A 19,599-nucleotide genomic window follows, 5' to 3' on the forward strand; every position below is an offset into this window, starting at 1 on the left:
CGGAGGTACATGATCAATGGTCTTTTATTTCAGCGGCACCGGCAACAGCCAGCTTGCGGCGAAACAAATCGCGGCGGAGCTGGGCGATGAACTGGTTTTTATCAATGACTGCTTGAAAAAGGGAGAAAAAAAGACGTTCCATTCGGAACGTCCGCTGGTGTTTGCCGCACCGATCTACGCCTGGCGTGTGCCGAAGGTGGTGGAGCAGTGGATTCGGGAGATGAAATTTGAAGGCAGCCGGGACGCCTATTTTGTCCTGACCCGCGGCGGCGGCACCGAGGGGAACGCGGCGGCCTACGCCGCGAAGCTGTGCGGGGAAACCGGATTGACTTACCGGGGGCTTGCATCGGTACAGATGCCGGAGAACTATATTGCCCTGTCCGCAGCGCCCAGTGAGAGCGAATGCACAGCCATGATCGCCCGGGCGAAACCGGTTCTTTCCGGACTTGCCCGGCAGATCGAGCGGGGTGGGCCGTTCACCAAGACACCGGTTTCTTTGGGGGGCCGCTTTATCAGCGGGCCGTTCAATCCGCTCTATTATCGGTTTTATATCAAAGACAAGGGCTTTACAGTCTCGGACGCCTGCGTCTCCTGCGGCAAGTGCGCGAAGCGATGTCCACTAAACAACATCGACATGGTGGATGGGAAGCCTGTCTGGAAGGGGAACTGCACCCACTGCATGGCCTGCATCTGCGGCTGTCCCACCGAGGCAATTGAGTATAAGTTCATTTCCAAGGGGAAACGGCGTTACTACATGATGGAGGAATAAGGCGGCGTTTGCCGTCCAGAATCCGCTTATATCCGATAACAGCACGCGCACGAGAAATTTGTCTCACAGGCAAAAAAACAACTGCTATCTGATTCGATAGCAGTTGTTTTTTTGGTGGAGACGAAGAGGATCGAACTCTCGACCTTACGGATGCGAACCGTACGCTCTCCCAGCTGAGCTACGCCCCCAATTTTTGCGGCGGTCCTAATTCAGACCGCGAGATTTATTATAGCATCCAATGGGGGGCTTGTCAATATAAAATTCCCAATTACGGAGGAAATTTTGACGTGTCCGGTCGAACGGACGGTCCGCTCAATGCGCCGCGCGCCAGCGCAGCGCCTCTTCCCCGGTCTTTACCAAAACGCGCATCGCCGCGGCGGGGTGCTCCCCCACCGCCGTCTCCCCCGTCAGCATGAGGGAGGACGCGCCGTCGAGCACGGCATTGAAGATATCACACACCTCGGCGCGGGTGGGCACCGCGCTGTGGTGCATCGAATGGAGCAGCTGGGTGACCACCATGAACGGTTTTCCCGCCGCGCGGCAGGTTTCCGCCGCGGATTTCTGCGCCGCGGGCAGCTCCCAGAGGGGCAGATCGTTGCCGAGGTCGCCGCGCGCGATCACAATGTGATCCGCGTGGGGCAAAAGCTCCGGCAGCATTGCGAGGCCCTCCCGGTTTTCGAGCTTGGCAAAGACGCGCGTGCCCTCCGCCCCCGCCGCCGATAGCGCGTCCCGCAGGGCGGTCAGGTCGTCCGCGCCCCGCACAAAGGGAAGCATCACGCCGGTCACGCCGCATTCCCCGATGCGCGCGAGGTTTTCGCGGTCGCTCTCCTGCAAGGTCGGCGGATGCAGCGCCGCCCCGGGCAGGGCGATGCTTTTGCGGGATTGCAGAGTTCCGCCGCGCAGCACCTCACAGTCCGCGCTTTTTTCATCGCAGCGCAGGGCGCGCAGGAGAAGCGCGCCGTCGTCGAGCAGGATCTCCTGCCCCGGGCGCAGCGCGGAGAAGATCAGCCCGGGGACCGGCAGGCCGCCTTCGCCGAGCACGGCCCTCTCCCCCCGCGCGAGCCGCACGGGGACGGCCAGCTCCCCGACCCGCAGCTCGGGACCGCGCAGGTCGATGAGCAACTCGGGGCACGCACCCGTGCGGGAGGCGGCCTCCCGCAGGCTGCGAAGCCAGCCGCCGCACCGGTCAAGCGAGGTGTGCGACAGGTTGAGCCGCACCCCCGTCATCCCCGCCTCGAAGAGCTCCGACAGAATGCCGGGGTCGGCGCAGGCGGGGCCGAGCGTCCCAAAATATTCCAGCCGCGCGGGCTTTTCCATCACATACGCCCCCCTTTCCTCCGTCCATTGTACCCGATCGGCCGGCGCAATGCAACAAGGGCGCGCCCCAAAGCGGGGCGCGCCCTCAGGATACCGCCTGATTCAGATGATATAGGCCTTGAGCGCCTCGGCGTAACGGGCTTCGTTGTCGCCGTGGACGATCACTTCGATCGGCTTGGCCAAATCGATGCTGAAGATGCCCATGATCGATTTCGCATCGATGGTATAGCGGCCGGAGACGAGATCCACGTCCTCCTCAAATCTGGATACGGTGTTGACAAACTCCTTGACGTCGTTGATCTCCTTTAAGCGGATGGTAAATTTTCTCATAGCTGACACCCCTTCCTGTTTGGTTACCTCTATTGTAACACCCGCGCCCCCGGTTTGTCACCTGCCGGGAGCTGTTTTTGTAAAAAAACGGCATAAAATTTCATTGCCCGTCCCGGAATTTCGGCAGGGTGTTCGCGCCGTGGGGCAGCAGGGTCGTGCGCAGTTCCAGCGAGCCGCCGTTGAGCTCCTTCGCGAGCGCGAGCGCCTCCCCGAGCGTTTTGACCGCGTGGATCTTCGTATTGGCGAACTTCTCCTTCGGGATGTCCGTCACCATGATGAACCGGTACCGCTCCGCGCTCTCGCAGAAGAGGAACCCGACATACGCGCCGATCGAAAAGTTCTCCCGCAGGTCGCGCTCCCGGTCGAGCATGTTGTCGAATCCGCAGATCTGGCGCGCGCAGTCCGCGTCGCCGAACGACTCGCGGCACTCGGACAGCAGGATCATCGTCCCGCCGTCCGCGACCACCGCCCGCGCGTTGCTGAGCGTCTTGGAGGTCTGGTAGAGGTTGATGTCCTTGGGATAGCCCCCCGCCGACGCGATCACCAGCGGGGTGCGCTCCTCCACGTAAACCCCGTCGATGTCGTCCACCAGCTTGCAGGCCGCCGCGTGCGCCTCGATATAGTCCCCCGCGAAGGCGCGGATGATGTTGAAGTCCCCGTCCGCGACGACGTTCAGCAGAAAGCAGGGCTTTGCCAGCTCCGCCGCCTCCGCCATGTCCGCGTGGAAGGGGTTCGACCCGGTCAGGTTCGCGCTGCGCACCATCGGGTTGGAGCCGCTCCCGAAGCCCTCGTTGAGCGCGAGGTTGTGGTTTTTCATGATCGTCTCCCGCCCGGCGATGCCCGGCAGGACATATTTGCGGCCCCCGCCGTATCCCGCGAGGAAGTGATAGACCGCGCCGCCCGTCAAAATCAGCTTGTCGCAGGCCATCGCGTGGGCGTTGAGCCACACCGGCGTGCCGCGCGAGGTGACGCCCATGAATTTGAGGTTCGCGTCGTCGGTGCAGACGTGGTCCTCGCACCGGACGCGGCCGAGAATCTCCTCACCCACGAGGCCGGCCCACTCCTCGCGGGTCTGGCGGCGGTGGGTGCCCGTCGCGCTGACGATGAGGATGTCCTCGTCCCGCACGCCGCAGGCGTTCAGCTCCTCCACGAGAATCGGCACGTAGATTGCCGGGGACTGCCATTTGCGGGTGGTGTCGGGGATAACGACGCAGACCGTCTCCCCCGCCTTCACGACCGTGTCGAGCGTGCCCGTGCCGATGGGATGGGCGAGCGCGTCGCGGATGTGCTCCTCCGGGGTCATCTTCGGCAGCGGGACGCGGTTGCTTTCCAGCTCCGCCGCGATCAGTTCCTCGCGGATGGGCACGTCGAAGGCGATGCTGCTGTATTTCATCTGGTGCATTGTAAACTCTCCTTCATCCATGAATTCCACGAGATAAAATACCACCGCGGCGGGCGGATGTCAATGCGGATTTTGCGTCACAGGGTCATCCAGCCCCCGTCCTGCGGATTCTGGCGGAACCGTTCGAGCCGGGGCACATCCTCCCGCGCGATCACGCCCTCCTCCACAGCCGCGGCAAGCAGCGCGTCGTAGCAGGAGAGGGAGGCGTTTTGGACTCCCGCGTCGGCGAGGCGCTTCACACCCTTCTCAAGCCCGTAGGTGAAGATCGACGCGATGCCGAGCACCTCGCAGCCAGCCTGCCGCAGCGCGTCCACCACCTCGAGCACCGAGCCGCCCGTCGAGATGAGGTCCTCAATCACGACGACCTTCGCCCCCGGTTCGGCGCGTCCCTCGATGCGGTTCCCCCGTCCGTGGTCCTTGGCCGCGCCGCGCACATAGCACATCGGCAGGCCGAGGATTTCGCTCACGTAGGCGGCGTGGGCGATGCCCGCCGTGCTCGTCCCGGCGAGCAGCCCGCAGCCGGGATAGCGTTCCTTCACGAGCGCCGCCAGCGCCGCCTCCACCTCCCGCCGGACATCGGGATGGGAGAGGATGATGCGGTTGTCGCAGTAGATGGGCGAGCGGATGCCGCTCGCCCAGGTGAACGGCTCATCGGGGCGCAGGAATACCGCCCCGATGGAAAGCAGGTCCTTTGCGATCTTCGTCTCTGTCCGCATCCTCATCACTCCCCCAGAAAATCAAATCTGACGCGGCGGTAGGCCCCCACCGGGTCGTCCGCCGCCGTGACCGGCCGCCCGACGACGATGTAGTCCGCGCCGAGCTCCCGCGCCCGGGCGGGGGTGGTCACGCGGGCCTGATCGTCCGCGCGCGCGTCCGGATAGCGGATGCCGGGCGTCACCGCCAGAAAGCCGCCGCTGAAGCTCCCCTTGACGAGCGCCGCCTCGAGCGGGCTGCACACCACCCCGTCGAGCCCCGCCGCGCGGGCGTTGGCGGCGTAGCGCGTCACCACCTCGCCCATCGGGGCCGGGATGAGCAGCTCCTCCCGCATCCGCGGCTCGCTCGTCGAGGTGAGCTGCGTCACCGCGATGAGCAGCGGGCGGCGGCCCGCCGCCCCCTCCTCGAGGCCCGCCTTCGCCGCCTCCATCATCTCGATGGTGCCGGCGGCATGCACGTTCGTCATGTCGACGCCGAGCTTCGCGAGATTTTTCATCGCGCGGCGCACCGTGTTGGGGATGTCGTGCAGCTTCAGGTCGAGGAAGACCCGGTGCCCCCGCGCCTTCACCTCCCGCACGATCTGCGGGCCCTCCCCGTAAAAGAGTTCCATGCCGATCTTGACATAGGGCTTTTCCGCCGTGAACCGGTCGAGGAACGTGAGCGTCTCCTCCCGGGTCCCAAAGTCGCAAGCGATAATCACGTCTTTATTGGCCATTTCCCGTCCTCCCGATGATCGATTTTAAATCGCGGATCCCGTATTCCTCCATCCTTTTCGGAAGCTCCTCCACCACGCGCAGGCAGGCGTATGGGTCGACGAGGTTCTGCGCGCCGATCTGCACCGCGCTCGCGCCCGCCGAGAGGAATTCCAGCAGGTCGTCCGCGCTGGCGATCCCGCCCACCCCGACGACCGGGATCTTCACCGCCCTGCACACCTCAAAAACCATCCGCAGGGCGACCGGCTTGATCGCGGGGCCGGAAAAGCCGCTCGTGACCGTCGAGACGAGCGGGCGGCCGGTGCGCGGGTTGACGCGCATCCCGAGCAGCGTGTTGATGAGCGTCAGCCCGTCCGCGCCCGCCTCCTCGCACGCCCGTGCGACCGCCGCGATGTCGGCCGCGTTGGGGGAGAGCTTCATGTAGACCGGCTTTTTGACCGCCGCTTTGACGGCGGCCGTGATCGCCGCGGCCGCCTCGGGCGAAGCGCCGAACGCAAGGCCCCCGTGCCTCACGTTGGGGCAGCTCACGTTGATCTCAAGGATGTCCGCGCCCGCCTCGTCGAACCGCCGCGCGACCTCCACGTATTCCTCCGCCGAGAAGCCGCAGACGTTCGCGATCACCGGCCCGGAGTAGACCGCGCGGAGCCTGGGCAGCTCCTCCCGGACGACCGCCTCCACGCCGGGGTTTTGGAGCCCCACCGCGTTTAAGAGCCCCGCCTCGCATTCGGCGACGCGGGGCGTCGGGTTGCCGAAGCGCGCCTCCCGCGTCGTCCCCTTGAGCGCGACGGCGCCGAGGCGGTTGAGGTCGTACCACTTTGCCATCTCATGGCCAAACCCGAAGGTCCCGCTCGCCGGGATGACCGGGTTCCGGAGGGTAAGCTCCCCGAGCTTTACCGAAGTGTCCATCAGAACCGCACCTCCCCTGACCGGAGCACCGGCCCCTCGACGCAGATGCGCCTGGGGCCCGCGAGCGTTTCGCAGGAGCAGCTCATGCAGGCGCCGAACCCGCAGCCCATCCGACGTTCGAAGGAGAGCTGGCCCTCCGCGCCCTTTTCGCGCCCGAGCGCGTGCACGGCGGCGAGCATCGGCTCGGGGCCGCAGGCGAAGTAATAACCGTAATCGAGCCGGGAAAGCGGCTCCGTGACGAAGCCCCGCTCCCCGAGGCTGCCGTCCGCCGTGGCGACGAGCACCTCGCAGCCGAGCGTCAGGAAGCTCTCCGCCAAAAAGGCGTCGGCCGCCGTCTGGAAGCCGAGCGCCGCGGCGGGCGGCTCGCCGGCGAGCGCGAGCCGCCTGGCGAGGCCGTAGAGGGGCGGCACGCCCACCCCGCCGCCGATGAGGACCGTCCGCCTCCCCCGCGCCGCCGAAGGGTCGTAGCCGTTGCCCAGCCCGGTCAGCAGGTCGAGCGTTTCGCCGGGACGGACGTTGGAAAGCAGGCGCGTCCCCTTCCCCACCGCCTTGTAGACGAGGGTGAGCCCGCCGCCATCCCAGTCGCAGACGCTGATCGGACGGCGCAGGTAGCACCCGTCCACGCGCACGTTCACGAACTGTCCGGGGGCCGTGATCCAGCGGGTGTCGCCGAGAAGGCGCATCCGGAAGACCTCCCGCGCGATGGGGCGGTTTTCCGCCACCCGGTAGAGGGCGTTTTTATACATCGGCGTCCCCCCTCCCCGCATCGATCGTCGAAACGCCGACGGTCAACTCCTCGAGCACGTCGAGCAGCACGGCCGTGGTATCGAGGGAGGTGAAGATCGTCACGTTATGCTCCACCGCGAGCCGGCGGATGCGGTAGCCGTCCTTGGCCGGATTCTCCCCGCAGCCGGGGCCGAGGGTGTTGACCACGTAGGTCACATGCCCGGCGCGCAGGCTGTCGGGGATCTCCTCCGAGCCCTCGCTGATCTTGTGGAGCAGGCGGGTCCGGATGCCGTGCCGCTTGAGGAAGTTGGCGGTGTCCTGCGTCGCCTCGATGTTGAAGCCCAACTCGTAGAACCGTCGGGCGTAGGGCAGCGACCGCTCCTTGTCCCGGTCGGCGATCGTGAAGAGGACGGTCCCGTAGTTGACCACCCGCTGGCCCGCCGCCTTGAGGGCCTTATAGAAGGCGCGGTAGAGGGTTTTGTCGCATCCGAGCGCCTCGCCCGTGCTCTTCATTTCGGGCGAGAGATAGGCGTCCGCGCCCCGGATTTTTGAGAAGCTGAAGACGGGGCATTTGACGTACCAGCGGTCCCGCCTCGGCGCGACGCCGGTTTCATAGCCCTGCTCCCGGAGGGACTGGCCGAGCGCCACTCTGGCGGCGACGCCCGCCAGGTTGATCCCCGTCGCCTTGGAGAGGAAGGGCACCGTGCGCGACGACCGGGGGTTCACCTCGATGACGTGCACCTTCTCCTGTGGATCGACGATGAACTGGATGTTGAAGGGGCCCTTGATGCCGATTCCGAGCCCCAGCTTCACCGTGTAGTCGACAATCGTCCGGCAGGCGGCCCCGCTCACCGAGAAGGTCGGATAGACGCTGATCGAGTCGCCCGAGTGCACCCCCGTGCGCTCGACGTGCTCCATGATGCCGGGGATGAAGACGTCGGTCCCGTCGCACACCGCGTCGACCTCGAGCTCCTTGCCCTCGACGTACCGGTCGACGAGCACCGGCGCGTCCTCGCTCGCGCGCACCGCCTCGGAGAGGTAGCGGCGCAGGTCGTCGTCGCAGACGACGATCTGCATCGCCCGCCCGCCGAGCACGAAGCTCGGCCGCACGAGCACCGGGTAGCCGAGGGATTTCGCGGCCTCGAGCCCCTCTTCGAGCGTCGTCACCGCGCGTCCCTCCGGCTGCGGGATGACCAGCCGCTCCATGAGCGCCTCGAAGCTGCCGCGGTTTTCTGCCCGGCCGATCGCCTCGCAACCTGTCCCGGCGAGCGGCACCCCCAGCGCGTCGAGCCGCGCCGCCAGGTTGATCGCCGTCTGGCCGCCGAGCGTCACGACGACCCCGTCGGGCTTTTCGAGCGTCAGCACGTTCATGACGTCCTCGACGGTGAGCGGTTCGAAGTAGAGCTTGTCGCTCACCGTGTAGTCGGTCGAGACCGTCTCGGGGTTGTTGTTGATGATGATTGCTTCGTACCCCGCCTCCCGGATGGCCCAGATCGCGTGGACGGTCGAGTAGTCGAACTCCACCCCCTGCCCGATCCGGATGGGGCCGGAGCCGAGCACGACGATCTTTTTGCGGGTGGTCACGACGCTTTCGTTTTCCTCCTCGTAGGTCGAGTAGAAGTAGGGGACGTAGCTCTCGAATTCGGAGGCGCAGGTGTCGATCATCTTGTAGACGGGCAGAAGGCCGTTTTCCCTCCGCAGGAGGAAGATCTCCGACTCGCTCCTCCCCCACAGCCGCCCGACGCCGCCGTCCGAAATCCCCATCCGCTTGGCGCGGCGCAGGAGCTCGAGGTCGCCGGGGCGCGCCGCGAGCTCCCACTCGAAGGAGACGACGCCCGCGAGCTTTTCCACAAAGAACCGGTCGATCTTCGTCGTCCGGCAGATCCTCCGCACCGGCGCGCCCCGCCGCAGCAGCTCGGCGATGGCGAACAGCCGCTCGTCGGTCGGATTGCGCAGAATTTCCCACAGCTCCGCGTCGGGCGCGGCGTCGAACTTTTCAAGCCACAGGCAGTTCGCGCCCGCCTCGAGGCTGCGCACCGCCTTGAGCAGGCTCTCCTCGAAGGTGCGCCCGACCGCCATGACCTCGCCCGTCGCCTTCATCTGGGTGGAGAGCAGGCGGCTGGCCTTGTCGAACTTGTCGAAGGGGAAGCGCGCGATTTTGGTGACCACGTAGTCGAGCGCGGGCTCGAAGCTCGCGGGGGTGTTGGCGAGGGCGATCTCGTCGAGGGTAAAGCCCACCGCGATGAGCGCCGACACCCGCGCGATCGGGTAGCCGCTCGCCTTGCTCGCCAGCGCGGAGGAGCGGGAGACGCGGGGGTTCACCTCGATCACGTAGTAGCGGAAGGAGTCGGGGTCGAGCGCGAACTGCACGTTGCAGCCCCCCTCGATGCCCAGCGCGCGGATGAGCCGCAGGGCGGCGTCCCGCAGCATGTGGTACTCCTTATTGGTGAGGGTCTGGCTCGGGCAGACGACGATCGAATCCCCCGTGTGGATGCCCACCGGGTCGACGTTCTCCATGTTGCAGATGGCGAGCGCCGTGTCGTTTCTGTCCCGGATGACCTCGTATTCGATCTCCTTGTAGCCCTTGATGCTCTTTTCGACGAGCACCTGCCCGGCGGGCGAAAGGCGCAGGGCGTTTTCCGCGAGAGGACCGAGCTCCCCGTCGTTTTCCGCGAAGCCCCCGCCCGTGCCGCCGAGGGTGAAGGCGGGGCGCAGGACCACCGGATAGCCGATGGCGCGCGCCTTCTCATACGCCTCCGCCACCGTCGTGGCGACGTCGCTCGGGAGGGTCGGCTCCCCCGTCGCCGTGCAGAGCTCCTTGAAGAGCTCGCGGTCCTCGGCGCGCTCGATCGCGTCGAAGCCGGTGCCGAGGATTTCGCACCGGCACTCCCCCAGCACCCCCTTTTTGGCGAGCTGCATGGCGAGGTTGAGCCCCGTCTGGCCGCCGAGGGTCGGCAGGAGCGCGTCGGGGCGTTCCTTGCGGATGATGCGCGCCACAAATTCCAGCGTGAGCGGCTCGATATAGACGCGGTCGGCGATGTCGGTGTCGGTCATGATCGTCGCCGGGTTGGAGTTGACGAGCACGACGGTGTAGCCCGCCTCCCGCAGCGCGAAGCAGGCCTGGGTGCCCGAGTAGTCGAACTCGGCCGCCTGGCCGATGACGATCGGCCCCGAGCCGATTACGAGAATTTTGCGGATATCAGTACGCTTCGGCATCCCGGTCCCCCCTCTCTGCCAAAAACGCCTCGATCGAGGCGATGAACTTGTCGAACAGGTAGGCCGAATCCTGCGGGCCGGGCGCGCTCTCGGGGTGGTACTGCACCGAGAAGATGCGTTTGTCCGCGTTTTCCAGTCCCTCGACCGTGCCGTCGAGCAGGTTTTGGTGCGTCACCGTAAGGCCGGTCCCCGAAAGGCTCTCCGGGTCGACCGCGAACGAGTGGTTCTGGCTCGTGATCTCGATCCTGCCGGTCAGCAGATTTTTAACCGGGTGGTTGCCGCCGCGGTGGCCGAATTTGAGCTGATAGGTGCGCGCGCCGTTCGCAAGCGCGATGAGCTGGTGGCCGAGGCAGATGCCGAAGATGGGCAGCCTGCCCTGGAGCGCCCGCACGAGCGCGGCGGCCTCGGGGACGTCCCGCGGGTCGCCCGGCCCGTTCGAGAGGAAGAGCCCGTCCGGTTCCATCGCCAGCACCGCTTTGGCGGGGGTATCGTAAGGCACGACCGTCACGTCGCAGCCGCGCGCCGCCAGCGAGCGGATGATGTTGTGCTTGACGCCGCAGTCGACCGCCACGACGGAATAGCGCGCGTTGGCGGTGCGGCAGCGCCAGGGCTTTTTGCAGCTCACCCGCGCGACTTGGTCGCGCGGGACGGGCGTGCCGGCCAGCTGTTCAAGCGCCGCCGCGTCGGGCGTGTCAGCGTCCGTCAGCAGCGCGCGCATGCTCCCCTCGCTGCGGAGCATCCGGGTGATCGCCCGGGTGTCCGGCCCCGCGATGCCGGGGACGCCGTACTCCTCCATCACCTCCGAAAGGGTCCGCGCCGCGCGGAAGTTGGAGAGGCTGTCGTTATATTCCCGCACGATGAAGCCGCCGATGCGCGGCGTCTTCGTCTCGTAATCGTCCGCCGCGAGCCCGTAGTTGCCGATCAGCGGATAGGTCATGCAGACAAACTGCCCGCAGTAGGACGGGTCGGAGAAGATCTCCTGATACCCGACCATCGAGGTGTTGAAAACAGCCTCGCACACCGCGTCGGCATCCGAGCCGAACCCCTCGCCCGCGAATACCCGGCCGTTTTCAAACACCAGCTTCTTCCGTGGTCTTGCCATCCTGTCACCCCTCTGTCTGAATTCCCGGCCAGCGCCGGTAGACCTCTTTTCCGCGGTAGAGCGTGAGCGCCGGCCAGCCCCGCAGCGTCCGCCCCGCGAAGGGGGTCGCCCGCCCGCAGCTCAAAAACCGCTCCGGCTCCACCTTTCGCGCCGTCCGCAGGTCCAGCACCGTGAGGGAGGCCTCCTCCCCCGGCGCGAGCGTCCGCCGCTCCCCCAAGATTTCCTGCGGCCCCGCCGTCAACAGCTTCAGCAGCCGCCCGAGCGGCAGTAGCCCCGGCTCCGTCAGCCCGGTGTAGAGCGCCGGGAACGCCGTCTCGAGGCCCACGACCCCAAAGAGGCTCCCCCGGAAGCCGCCCGACTTCTCCTCCGCCGTGTGCGGCGCGTGGTCGGTGGCGATTGCCGTGATCGTGCCGTCGAGCAGCGCCTCGACGAGCGCGGCGCGGTCGTCCGCCGCGCGCAGCGGCGGGTTCATCTTGAACCTCCCCTCGTCCGCCGGGATCTCCCCGTCGCAGAGGAGCAGGTTGTGGGGCGCCGCCTCGCAGGTGACCGGCAGGCCGCGTTTTCGCGCCTTGCGCACCAGCGCGGCCCCCTCCTTCGTCGAGAGGTGGCAGATGTGCAGGCGGCACCCCGTTTCGGCGGCAAGCCGGATGTCCCGCGCGATCTCCGCGTATTCGCTCTCCGACGGGATGCCCGGGAAGCCCTGTGCCCGCGCGAACGCCCCGTCGTGGCAGCAGCCGCCCGCCGGGATGAGGGCTTCCACCTCGCAGTGGGCGGCGACAAAGCTCCCCGCCGCCGCGACACGCTCCATCGCCGCGCGCATCGTTTCCTCCGACCGCACCCCGCGCCCGTCGTCCGAAAAACCGGCGACGTGCGGGGCAAGCGCGGCGACTTCGGAGAGCGCCTCCCCCCGCCGCCCGCGGGTGATTGCCGCGTAGGGAACCGCGCGCACCCGCGCGTCCCGCGCAATCCGGCGCGCCTGCGGCAGAAGACGCGCCGGACTGTCGGGCACGGGTGAGACGTTGGGCATCGCGCATACCGTCGTGAACCCGCCCGCGGCGGCCGCCGCGGTGCCCGAGGCGACCGTCTCCTTGTGGGAGAAGCCGGGCTCGCGCAGGTGGACGTGCAGGTCGGTAAAGCCCGGCGATACCACACAGCCGGAGGCGTCGAACACCCGCGCGCCCGGCACCTGCGGGAGGCCCTCCCCGACCGCCGCGATCCGGTCCCCCTCGACGAGCAGGTCGGCACGTTCCAGCCTGCCCTCCCGGTAGACGCGCCCGTTTTGGATGAGCAGCGCCATCAGCTCTCGAGCGCGCGCACCAGCGCGGCCATGCGCACGAAGGCGCCGTTTTCCATCTGCTTGAAGATGCGGCTGCGGCGGCACTCGACCACCTCGTCCGCAACCTCGACCCCCCGGTTGACCGGCGCGGGGTGCATGATGATCGCGCCCTTCTTCATCGAGGCGGCGCGTTTGGCCGAAAGCCCGTACTCCCTGTGGTAGCGCGCGGGATCGAAGGGGGTGCCGTCGGGGTGGCGTTCCCGCTGCACCCGCAGCATCATGACCACGTCGCTCGTGGCGACCGCCTCGTCGAACGGCTCGTAGGGATAGCGGTCCTCCATGTATTCCTTCGGGCCGCTCATCACGACCTCCATCCCCAGGCGTGTCATAATGTCGTAGTTGGTGTGCGCCACCCGCGAGTGGGCGATGTCCCCCGCGATGACCGCCTTGAGCCCCTCGAAGCCGCCGAATTCCTGCCGGATCGTCAGCAGATCGAGGAGGCTCTGGGTCGGATGGCTTCCGGTGCCGTCTCCGCCGTTTAAGATCGCGGCGCGCACATGCCCGACGAGGTCGTTGTAGTATTCGTTTTCGCTGTGGCGGATGACCAGCGCGTTCACGCCGAACGAGTCGAAGGTCTTGACCGTGTCGTAGAAGCTCTCGTTTTTCTGGAGCGACGAGGTCTCCGGGACAAAAGAAATGACCCGCATATTCAGTCTCTCTTCCGCCGTCTGGAAGGAATACTGAGTGCGGGTCGAATTCTCAAAAAATAAATTGGCAACAATAGCGCCGCTGCAATCGGGAAGCGGGCCCCCGTCCCGGTAATGCTGCGCCAGGTCGAGAAGATCATTGATTTCCCCAATGGAAAGCTGCTGCAAATCGAGCAGATGCGTCGCCATACTCGAAAACCTCCACCTCCGGTCCCCTGCATCCGAAAGGTCCCGGACAAATTTTTTCTATTATATCATTGGATTCCCCCTTTCACAAGTCAAATTTATCCACAAACTTTTTCAATTTTTATGCCTTCTATTTGTGATTACACAATAATTACACGAAAAAACTTCACAAATGACAGAGCGGCATCAAAAAGCCCCGCCGAATGGCGGGGCTCTTTCATCAGGTGGTTACCGGCTCGGTCTCGCAGCAGGTCAGCAGGAACGCGCGCCGCTCCCCCGACCACGCGACCTCCTCCATGCGGGCGGAAAAGCGCTTCCTGAGCAGGGGGCTGTACACCTCGGCGCCCGCGGGGGAACCCTCCAGCAGCACGGGGCAGCCGGTGCAGGGCTCCGGGCTCCCGAACAGCGCCATATGGCACCGCTCCCCGACACGCAGGCCGGGAAGAAGCGCCCGCGCCCGCGCGTTGGCGTAAAGGATCTCGAAGCTGTCCCGGTCGACGACGAATACCCATGAATCCCGGTGGTTGAGGACCGCCTCCAGGCTGCCGACCAGCCGGTTCGCACGGCTCTGCGCCCGCTTTTTGAGCAGGAAGGCGCTTACGATCTCGGAGACGAAGGTGAGGGTGTCGACCTGCTTCTGCGTCCACAGGCGGTTGCTGCGGCACTCGTCGAAGCCGAGCCCGCCGTGCAGCTCCGCGCCGTCGTGGATGGCGCACTGGAGGGCGGAGCGCACCCCCCGCCGCTCCATCAGCTCACGCACGGGACCGGGCAGCAGCGAGGTGTCGCGGCAGTAGAAGACGCCCGTCTCGCGGAGCATGTCGAGCTGGCGGGAAAAATCCCCGCAGGCGAACGTCTCGCCGGCCGTTTCGCCGAATTTTTCGCGGGCCTCCTCGCGGCACCACTCGAAGGTGTTGCGGAAGCTGCACCCGTCCTCCGAAATCTCGAAGAGATAGGCGCGGCAGACGTCGAACTGCCGCCCGACAATCTCGAGGATCAGCGGGATCGCCGCCTCCACGTCGGCCGCCCGGTAGAGCACGTGGAACACATATTCCGCGAGCCGGTCGTCCATGACGCCGGCGTTGCGGTCGGAATCGATCGGCGCGCCCACCGAGGTCCTCGGCATCAGCCGCACGCTGTCCCTCCGTCCCCTGACCGACGCTTCCGAATGGAAGGCATAGCCGTTCTTTCCCCGTTCCTTCGCACGGTAGAGCGCCCGGTCCGCGTTGCAGAAAAGGGTGTTGAAATCCGCGCCGTCCTGGGGATAGAGCGCGATCCCGACGCTGCAGGAGAGGTTCTCCCCCGCCGCTTCCTTCCGGCTCAGGTCGCTGAAGACCTTCAGGATGTCCTCTGCCTTGCGCGAGACGATCCCGGCGTCGCGGATGCCGCGCATCAGCACGCAGAACTCGTCGCCGCCCACGCGGCCGACCACGTCGCCCGAACGGAACATCTTCTTGAGCGCGCTGGCCGCGTCGGAGAGCATCGCGTCGCCGCTCAGGTGGCCGTAGAGGTCGTTGACGAGCTTGAAATTGTCCACGTCGATGATCATCAGGGCGGAACTCGTCTCCCCCGCGTCCTCCGCGAGGTATTTTTCCACCAGCGTCTGGGTCGTGCCCTTGTTGTAGAGCCCCGTCAGCGCGTCCCGCTCCGCCTTCTCCTGGAGCTTCTGGGTCCTGCGCTTCTCCCGGTCGATGTCGATGATCACCCCGACCGCCTTTGCGGGGCGGCCGTTCTCGTCCACCTGAAGGGTGGCGCGGACCCGGCACCAGATATAATTTCCCGCGGCGTCCGCGATGCGGAACTCCGTCTCGCTGTAGGGGGTTCCCTCCCGGACGTTGCGCACCAGCAGGCAGAAGCGCTCGATGTCGTCCGGATGCAGGTGGGAACCCCCGGCGATCGCGACGCTTGCGTTTTCCTTCAGCGCGTGGTAGCCGAATTTTTTGTGGTAGTTGGAGGAACAGCTGAGATAGTCCCGGCTGATGTCCCATTCAAAAATGATGTCGGTCGTCTGGTCCATGATGATCTGGTGACGCTCGAGGCTCAGGCGCAGCTCCTCCTGCGCCTTCTTGGTGCGGGTGATGTCGATGAGGATGCAGTAAAACCATTTCCGGCCGCGCTCGTCCTCCACCAGCTGTCCCCGGTCGAGCACCCACACCAGCCGCCCGTCCTTGCAGCGCACCCGGTATTCGATCTCCTTGGTATTGCTCTTCGCAAGCTGCCGGAGCGCCGTCTCCCAGACGCCGCGCAGGTCCTTTTCATAGATCATCCCGGCGAAATTGTTGTGGAACCGGGTTTGCAGCTCCTCCGCCGCATAGCCGAACATCGAGAGGAACCCCTCGCTGTACTGGATCAGCTTGAGGGTCTCGCCGTATTCGCAGCAGATGACGCCGCCCGGGATATTGTTGGTCAGCGCGTTGAGGTCGCGGTTCATCTCCTCCAGCTCGGCGGTGCGCTCGTTGAGCATCCGGCGGAGACGGCCGGTCCCCTCCTCCGAGACGGTGTGCGGGAAGAATTCCCCTTCGAGCTGTTCGCTGCTCGGCGTCGACAGGTGCAGCTGGCGCAGCTTCAGGCCGTCCGCCTCCCGGCGGCAGATGCAGGACACCCGCAGCAGCAGATCGGGCTGCCCGGCGGGCATGTCCTTCTCCCGCAGGCAGATCTCCCCCGTGACAAGGCAGAGCTCCTCCGTAAGGGCGGCGGCCTCGTAGCCGTCCTCCTCGAGGGAAAAGGAGCCGTGGAACACGCGCCGTTCCATCTCCAGCATCTTTCGCGCTTCGCGGATGCCGCGGCAGCCGTCCTGGCGGCCGGTGCCGATCCATTCCACGTCGTCCGTCATCCGCGCGAGCACGCCGTCGAGGTCGCGTTCTGCAAAGTACATCCTCGAAAGGAGGGCGACAAAACGCAGGGAATCCTGTTCCAGCTGGTTCATGCTCTCCTTCTTTCCGGCCGTCTGCGGGCCTGTGATCGTTTTGTGATTCGTAATTATTATTTTATCCCATATATTTCTAAAAAACAAGTGGATTTGCTATACAGTTCCCACAGAAGTAAACAAAGAAAATCTAAGATTTCCAGTATTTTTGCCCCGGGCGGTCACATAAAGGGAGGGGCCCGCCTTCCGTCGGGCCCCTCCCTTTTCCGCTTCCAGAGTTATCTTTCCTGTTGCCCGTAGTAGGCGTGCGCGCCGTGCTTGCGCAGATAGTGCCTGTCCAGCAGCACCCGCTGCATGGGCTCGAGGGTGTTCCCCGAGAGCGCCTTGCAGTGCCAGGCCATCATGGCGACCTCCTCGAGCACGACGGCGTTGTGCACCGCCTCCATCGGGTCCTTCCCCCACGCGAAGGGGCCGTGGCTGTGGACCAGCACGCCGGGAACCGCCGCGGGGTCGAGCCCCGCGAACCGCTCGACGATGACCGCGCCCGTCTCCCTTTCATACGCCCCGGCGATCTCCGCCGCCGTCATCCGGCGGGTGCAGGGAATCTCCCCGTAGAAGTAGTCGGCATGGGTGGTGCCGTATGCGGGGACGCCCATCCCCGCCTGGGCGAAGATGGTCGCCCACCGGCTGTGGGTGTGCACCACTCCCCCAAGTCCGGGGAACGCCCGGTAGAGCTCCAGATGGGTCGGCGTGTCGGAGGAGGGGTTGAGCGTCCCCTCCACGCGTTCGCCCGTCCCGAGCGAAACAACCACCATGTCTTCCGGACGCATCGCCTCGTACTCGACGCCCGACGGCTTAATCACCACGAGCCCCTTTTCCCGATCGACGCCCGAGACGTTCCCCCAGGTGAAGGTCACGAGCCCGTGGGCGGGCAGCCGCATGTTCGCCCGCCAGACCTCCTGTTTCAGCGCTTCCAGCATGTCTTTATCCCCCTCAACAGTCCCCGCACCGCTCAAACTGGCGGCGCAGGAACCGGTTGTTTTCCAGAAGCCGGGCCTTCCAGTCCGGTTCCCCCGTATACCAGAATTCGGCCGTAAAGGCGCGCACCCCGAGATCGAGCGCCCTTCGCACCGCGCCGGGGAAATCCACGTGCCCGGTCCCGTAGGGGACCTCGCGGTAGACGCCCGGGCACGTCTCCTTGAGATGCATCGCCGCGATGTGCCCGCCCGCGCTGGCGAGGTCGTCGAGCACGTCGGTGCGGTAGAGCTTCGCCGCGTTGGTCATGTTGCCGATGTCGGGATAGACGGACAGGTAGGGCGAACCGATCTGCGCGACGTAGCGCATCGCCTTTTCGCAGGTGTCCATAAAGGGCGTCTCCATCGTCTCGAAACCGAGCTGCACCTTGTGCGCGGCGGCAAAGTGCACCGCCCGGCGCAGGTTCCGGAGAAAGTTCTCCCGCGTGCGCGCGTTCGATTCGCGGTAGTATTCGTCGTATCCGGCCAGCTGGATGAGCCGCACCCCGACCGCTTCGGCCAGCAGCACCGCCCCCTCGAAAATTTCCATGCCGCGCCCGGCTGTTTCGGGGTCCTCGCTGCCCAGCGGGTATCGGCGGTGGGCGCTCAGGCACATCGTCGCCACCGGGCAGCCGGCGCGGGCGGCGCTCTCCACGAGGCGCAGCCGCTCCTCTTCGCCCCAGTCCAGCCGGGCGAGCTTCTCATCCGTCTCATCGATGCTGATTTCGAGGCAGTCGTAACCGGCCTCACACGCAGCCGCCAGCTTTTCGGGGAGGGACAGGCTCCCGGGCATCGACTTCTCGTAGAGCCCCAGCGTGTATCCGTCCATCACAGGCACCCCCAGACCGGCTCGAGCGCCTGCGCGACCTTCCGGTAGGCGCGGCGCTTCTCCCGGTAGGCGGCCGTCTTTTCCAGATCGGGTTCCACCCGTTCCCTGACCCGCACCATGCCGCCGGCCGCCGCCCGCAGGTCGGGATAATCGCCCGCCATCACGGCCGCGGCCATCGCGCAGCCGAGCGCGCCGAGCTCGGCGGTGTCGATCACCTCGACCGGCAGGCCGGTGACGTCCGCGAACAAACGCACCCACAGCGGGGATTTCGCCGCCCCGCCCGCGAGCCGGATGGCGTCTGGACGGGGGCGGTTGGCCAGCAGCCGGTCGATGTGGTCCATGTGGCAGAAGACGATTCCCTCGAGCACCGCGCGGATGATCTGCCCCTTGGTGTGGGAGCTGTCCATGCCCACCAGCGCCGCCCGGGCCCGGGGATTGAAGTTGGAGCCGAACAGGTAGGGCAGGAAAACGATCCTTTCCCCGCCGTCCGGCGCCTCCGCCGCGAGCCGGTCGGCGTATTGGTAAACCGACAGGCCCGCGGCCGCTGCCTCTTCGCGCAGCTCCTGCAAAAACATTCTGGTAAACCACTCGTGATTTCCCGCCGAGGTGGGGCTGCTCTCTTCCACAAGATAATATCCCGGCAAACAGAATATCGAATTCATCAGCACCGAGCCGTTTTTGACCGGCTCGCGCGCGACGTATTCATTGATGCCCCAGGTTCCCGCGATCACGCAGAGGTTTTTTTCATCGGTGACGTCCATGGCGACGGCGCAGGCGTCGATGTCGAACATGCCGCCCGCGACCGGCGTGCCCTCCTTAAGCCCGGTGAGGCGCGCGGTCTCCGCCGTGACGCGCCCGCAGCGGTCGCACGAGCGGCGAAGGGGCGGCAGGCGGTCGAAAAGCTCCTCCAGCCCAAACAGGGCGAGCAGCTCGCGGTCGTAGCCGCAGGCGTCGAGGTTGACGAGGTTGGCGCCCGAAAAATCGGTGAGCTCGGCGTATGCCTCCCCCGTCAGGCGAAAGCGTATGTAATCCTTGACCGAAAAGATCCATCGAATGTTGTCAAGCAGTTCCGGCCGGTGGTCCTTCATCCAGGCGAGCAGGCTGACCTGCTGGCTGGCGAGCACCTGCTGGTAGGTCTTTCGGAAGGCGCGGTCCGCCGTCCCGTCCTCCCGCCACCGCCGCGGGTATTCCCACGCGCGCGTGTCGGTCGAGACGATGCCCGGACAGACGGGGCGGTCATCCCTCCCCCAGAGGTAAAGCCCCTTGCCGTGCCCGGTGCAGGAGATCCCCGCAATCCGCGCGGCGGGCACGCCGCTCTCCTCCGCCACGCGGCGGATGCAGCGGCAGTTGGCGGCGTAAAGCGCCTCCATGTCCCGCTCGGTAAAGCCCGGCGCGGGGGTCAGCAGGGGGACGCTTTCGGACGCCTGCGCGACCTCATGCCCCGCCGCGTCAAAGAGGACCGCCTTGGTGAGCGTTCCCCCGTTGTCAATTCCCAGATAAAAGCGCTGTTCCATTGGTTTCTCCTTCCCT

At 66.0% G+C, this 19,599-nt stretch carries 16 protein-coding genes and 1 tRNA gene; 1 reads left to right on the forward strand and 16 read right to left on the reverse strand.

Annotated elements, in window-relative coordinates:
- The first annotated feature begins 16 nt into the window (after positions 1-16).
- A complete protein-coding gene (locus C1A13_RS08660) occupies positions 17-769 on the forward strand; it encodes an EFR1 family ferrodoxin (RefSeq protein WP_101551091.1) in 753 nt (250 codons plus the stop codon).
- 112 nt (positions 770-881) lie between these two features.
- Here C1A13_RS08660 and C1A13_RS08665 read toward each other — a convergent pair.
- The 16 genes from C1A13_RS08665 to C1A13_RS08740 all read right to left on the reverse strand — a co-directional run bounded on the left by C1A13_RS08665 (position 882) and on the right by C1A13_RS08740 (position 19,583).
- A tRNA-Ala gene (locus C1A13_RS08665) sits at positions 882-957 on the reverse strand.
- 124 nt (positions 958-1,081) lie between these two features.
- Positions 1,082-2,086, reverse strand: a complete 1,005-nt coding sequence (locus C1A13_RS08670; RefSeq protein WP_242970843.1) for a pyruvate kinase — start codon at positions 2,084-2,086, stop codon at positions 1,082-1,084.
- A 102-nt stretch (positions 2,087-2,188) separates the two neighbouring features.
- A complete protein-coding gene (locus C1A13_RS08675; RefSeq protein WP_101551093.1) occupies positions 2,189-2,416 on the reverse strand; it encodes an HPr family phosphocarrier protein in 228 nt (75 codons plus the stop codon).
- 100 nt (positions 2,417-2,516) lie between these two features.
- Complete coding sequence (larA, locus tag C1A13_RS08680; RefSeq protein ID WP_101551096.1) at positions 2,517-3,818, reverse strand: nickel-dependent lactate racemase; 1,302 nt, start codon at positions 3,816-3,818, stop codon at positions 2,517-2,519.
- Between the two features lie 77 nt (positions 3,819-3,895).
- A complete protein-coding gene (gene pyrE / locus C1A13_RS08685; protein ID WP_101551098.1) occupies positions 3,896-4,534 on the reverse strand; it encodes an orotate phosphoribosyltransferase in 639 nt (212 codons plus the stop codon).
- A 5-nt stretch (positions 4,535-4,539) separates the two neighbouring features.
- Positions 4,540-5,247, reverse strand: coding sequence for an orotidine-5'-phosphate decarboxylase (gene pyrF, locus C1A13_RS08690; RefSeq protein WP_101551100.1), 708 nt, complete (start codon positions 5,245-5,247; stop codon positions 4,540-4,542).
- Complete coding sequence (locus C1A13_RS08695; protein WP_172439225.1) at positions 5,237-6,151, reverse strand: dihydroorotate dehydrogenase; 915 nt, start codon at positions 6,149-6,151, stop codon at positions 5,237-5,239. The genes pyrF and C1A13_RS08695 overlap by 11 nt, the downstream gene beginning before the upstream one ends.
- Positions 6,151-6,897, reverse strand: coding sequence for a dihydroorotate dehydrogenase electron transfer subunit (locus C1A13_RS08700; protein WP_101551102.1), 747 nt, complete (start codon positions 6,895-6,897; stop codon positions 6,151-6,153). The genes C1A13_RS08695 and C1A13_RS08700 overlap by 1 nt, the downstream gene beginning before the upstream one ends.
- Positions 6,890-10,093 carry a carbamoyl-phosphate synthase large subunit gene (carB, locus tag C1A13_RS08705; protein WP_101551103.1) on the reverse strand — a complete coding sequence of 1,068 codons (3,204 nt, stop codon included), beginning with the start codon at positions 10,091-10,093 and terminating at the stop codon, positions 6,890-6,892. The genes C1A13_RS08700 and carB overlap by 8 nt, the downstream gene beginning before the upstream one ends.
- Positions 10,077-11,195: a glutamine-hydrolyzing carbamoyl-phosphate synthase small subunit gene (carA, locus tag C1A13_RS08710; RefSeq protein ID WP_101551105.1), complete on the reverse strand. Its 1,119-nt coding sequence runs from the start codon at positions 11,193-11,195 to the stop codon at positions 10,077-10,079. The genes carB and carA overlap by 17 nt, the downstream gene beginning before the upstream one ends.
- A 4-nt stretch (positions 11,196-11,199) precedes the next feature.
- A complete protein-coding gene (locus C1A13_RS08715; RefSeq protein ID WP_101551107.1) occupies positions 11,200-12,492 on the reverse strand; it encodes a dihydroorotase in 1,293 nt (430 codons plus the stop codon).
- Positions 12,492-13,367, reverse strand: a complete 876-nt coding sequence (locus C1A13_RS08720; protein ID WP_101551109.1) for an aspartate carbamoyltransferase catalytic subunit — start codon at positions 13,365-13,367, stop codon at positions 12,492-12,494. The genes C1A13_RS08715 and C1A13_RS08720 overlap by 1 nt, the downstream gene beginning before the upstream one ends.
- A gap of 217 nt (positions 13,368-13,584) precedes the next feature.
- A complete protein-coding gene (locus C1A13_RS08725; RefSeq protein ID WP_101551111.1) occupies positions 13,585-16,287 on the reverse strand; it encodes a diguanylate cyclase domain-containing protein in 2,703 nt (900 codons plus the stop codon).
- Between the two features lie 218 nt (positions 16,288-16,505).
- Positions 16,506-17,207, reverse strand: coding sequence for an L-ribulose-5-phosphate 4-epimerase (gene araD, locus C1A13_RS08730; protein ID WP_101551113.1), 702 nt, complete (start codon positions 17,205-17,207; stop codon positions 16,506-16,508).
- 13 nt (positions 17,208-17,220) lie between these two features.
- Entirely contained in the window at positions 17,221-18,069 is an 849-nt protein-coding gene (locus C1A13_RS08735; RefSeq protein WP_101551116.1) for an L-ribulose-5-phosphate 3-epimerase, read from the reverse strand.
- Positions 18,069-19,583 carry an FGGY-family carbohydrate kinase gene (locus C1A13_RS08740; RefSeq protein WP_101551118.1) on the reverse strand — a complete coding sequence of 505 codons (1,515 nt, stop codon included), beginning with the start codon at positions 19,581-19,583 and terminating at the stop codon, positions 18,069-18,071. Before C1A13_RS08740 ends, C1A13_RS08735 begins: the two co-directional genes overlap by 1 nt.
- Positions 19,584-19,599: the final 16 nt, after the last annotated feature.

It is taken from the genome of Anaerotruncus massiliensis (ex Togo et al. 2026) (assembly GCF_900199635.1).
GTDB classification, from domain to species: Bacteria; Bacillota; Clostridia; order Oscillospirales; family Ruminococcaceae; genus Anaerotruncus; species Anaerotruncus massiliensis.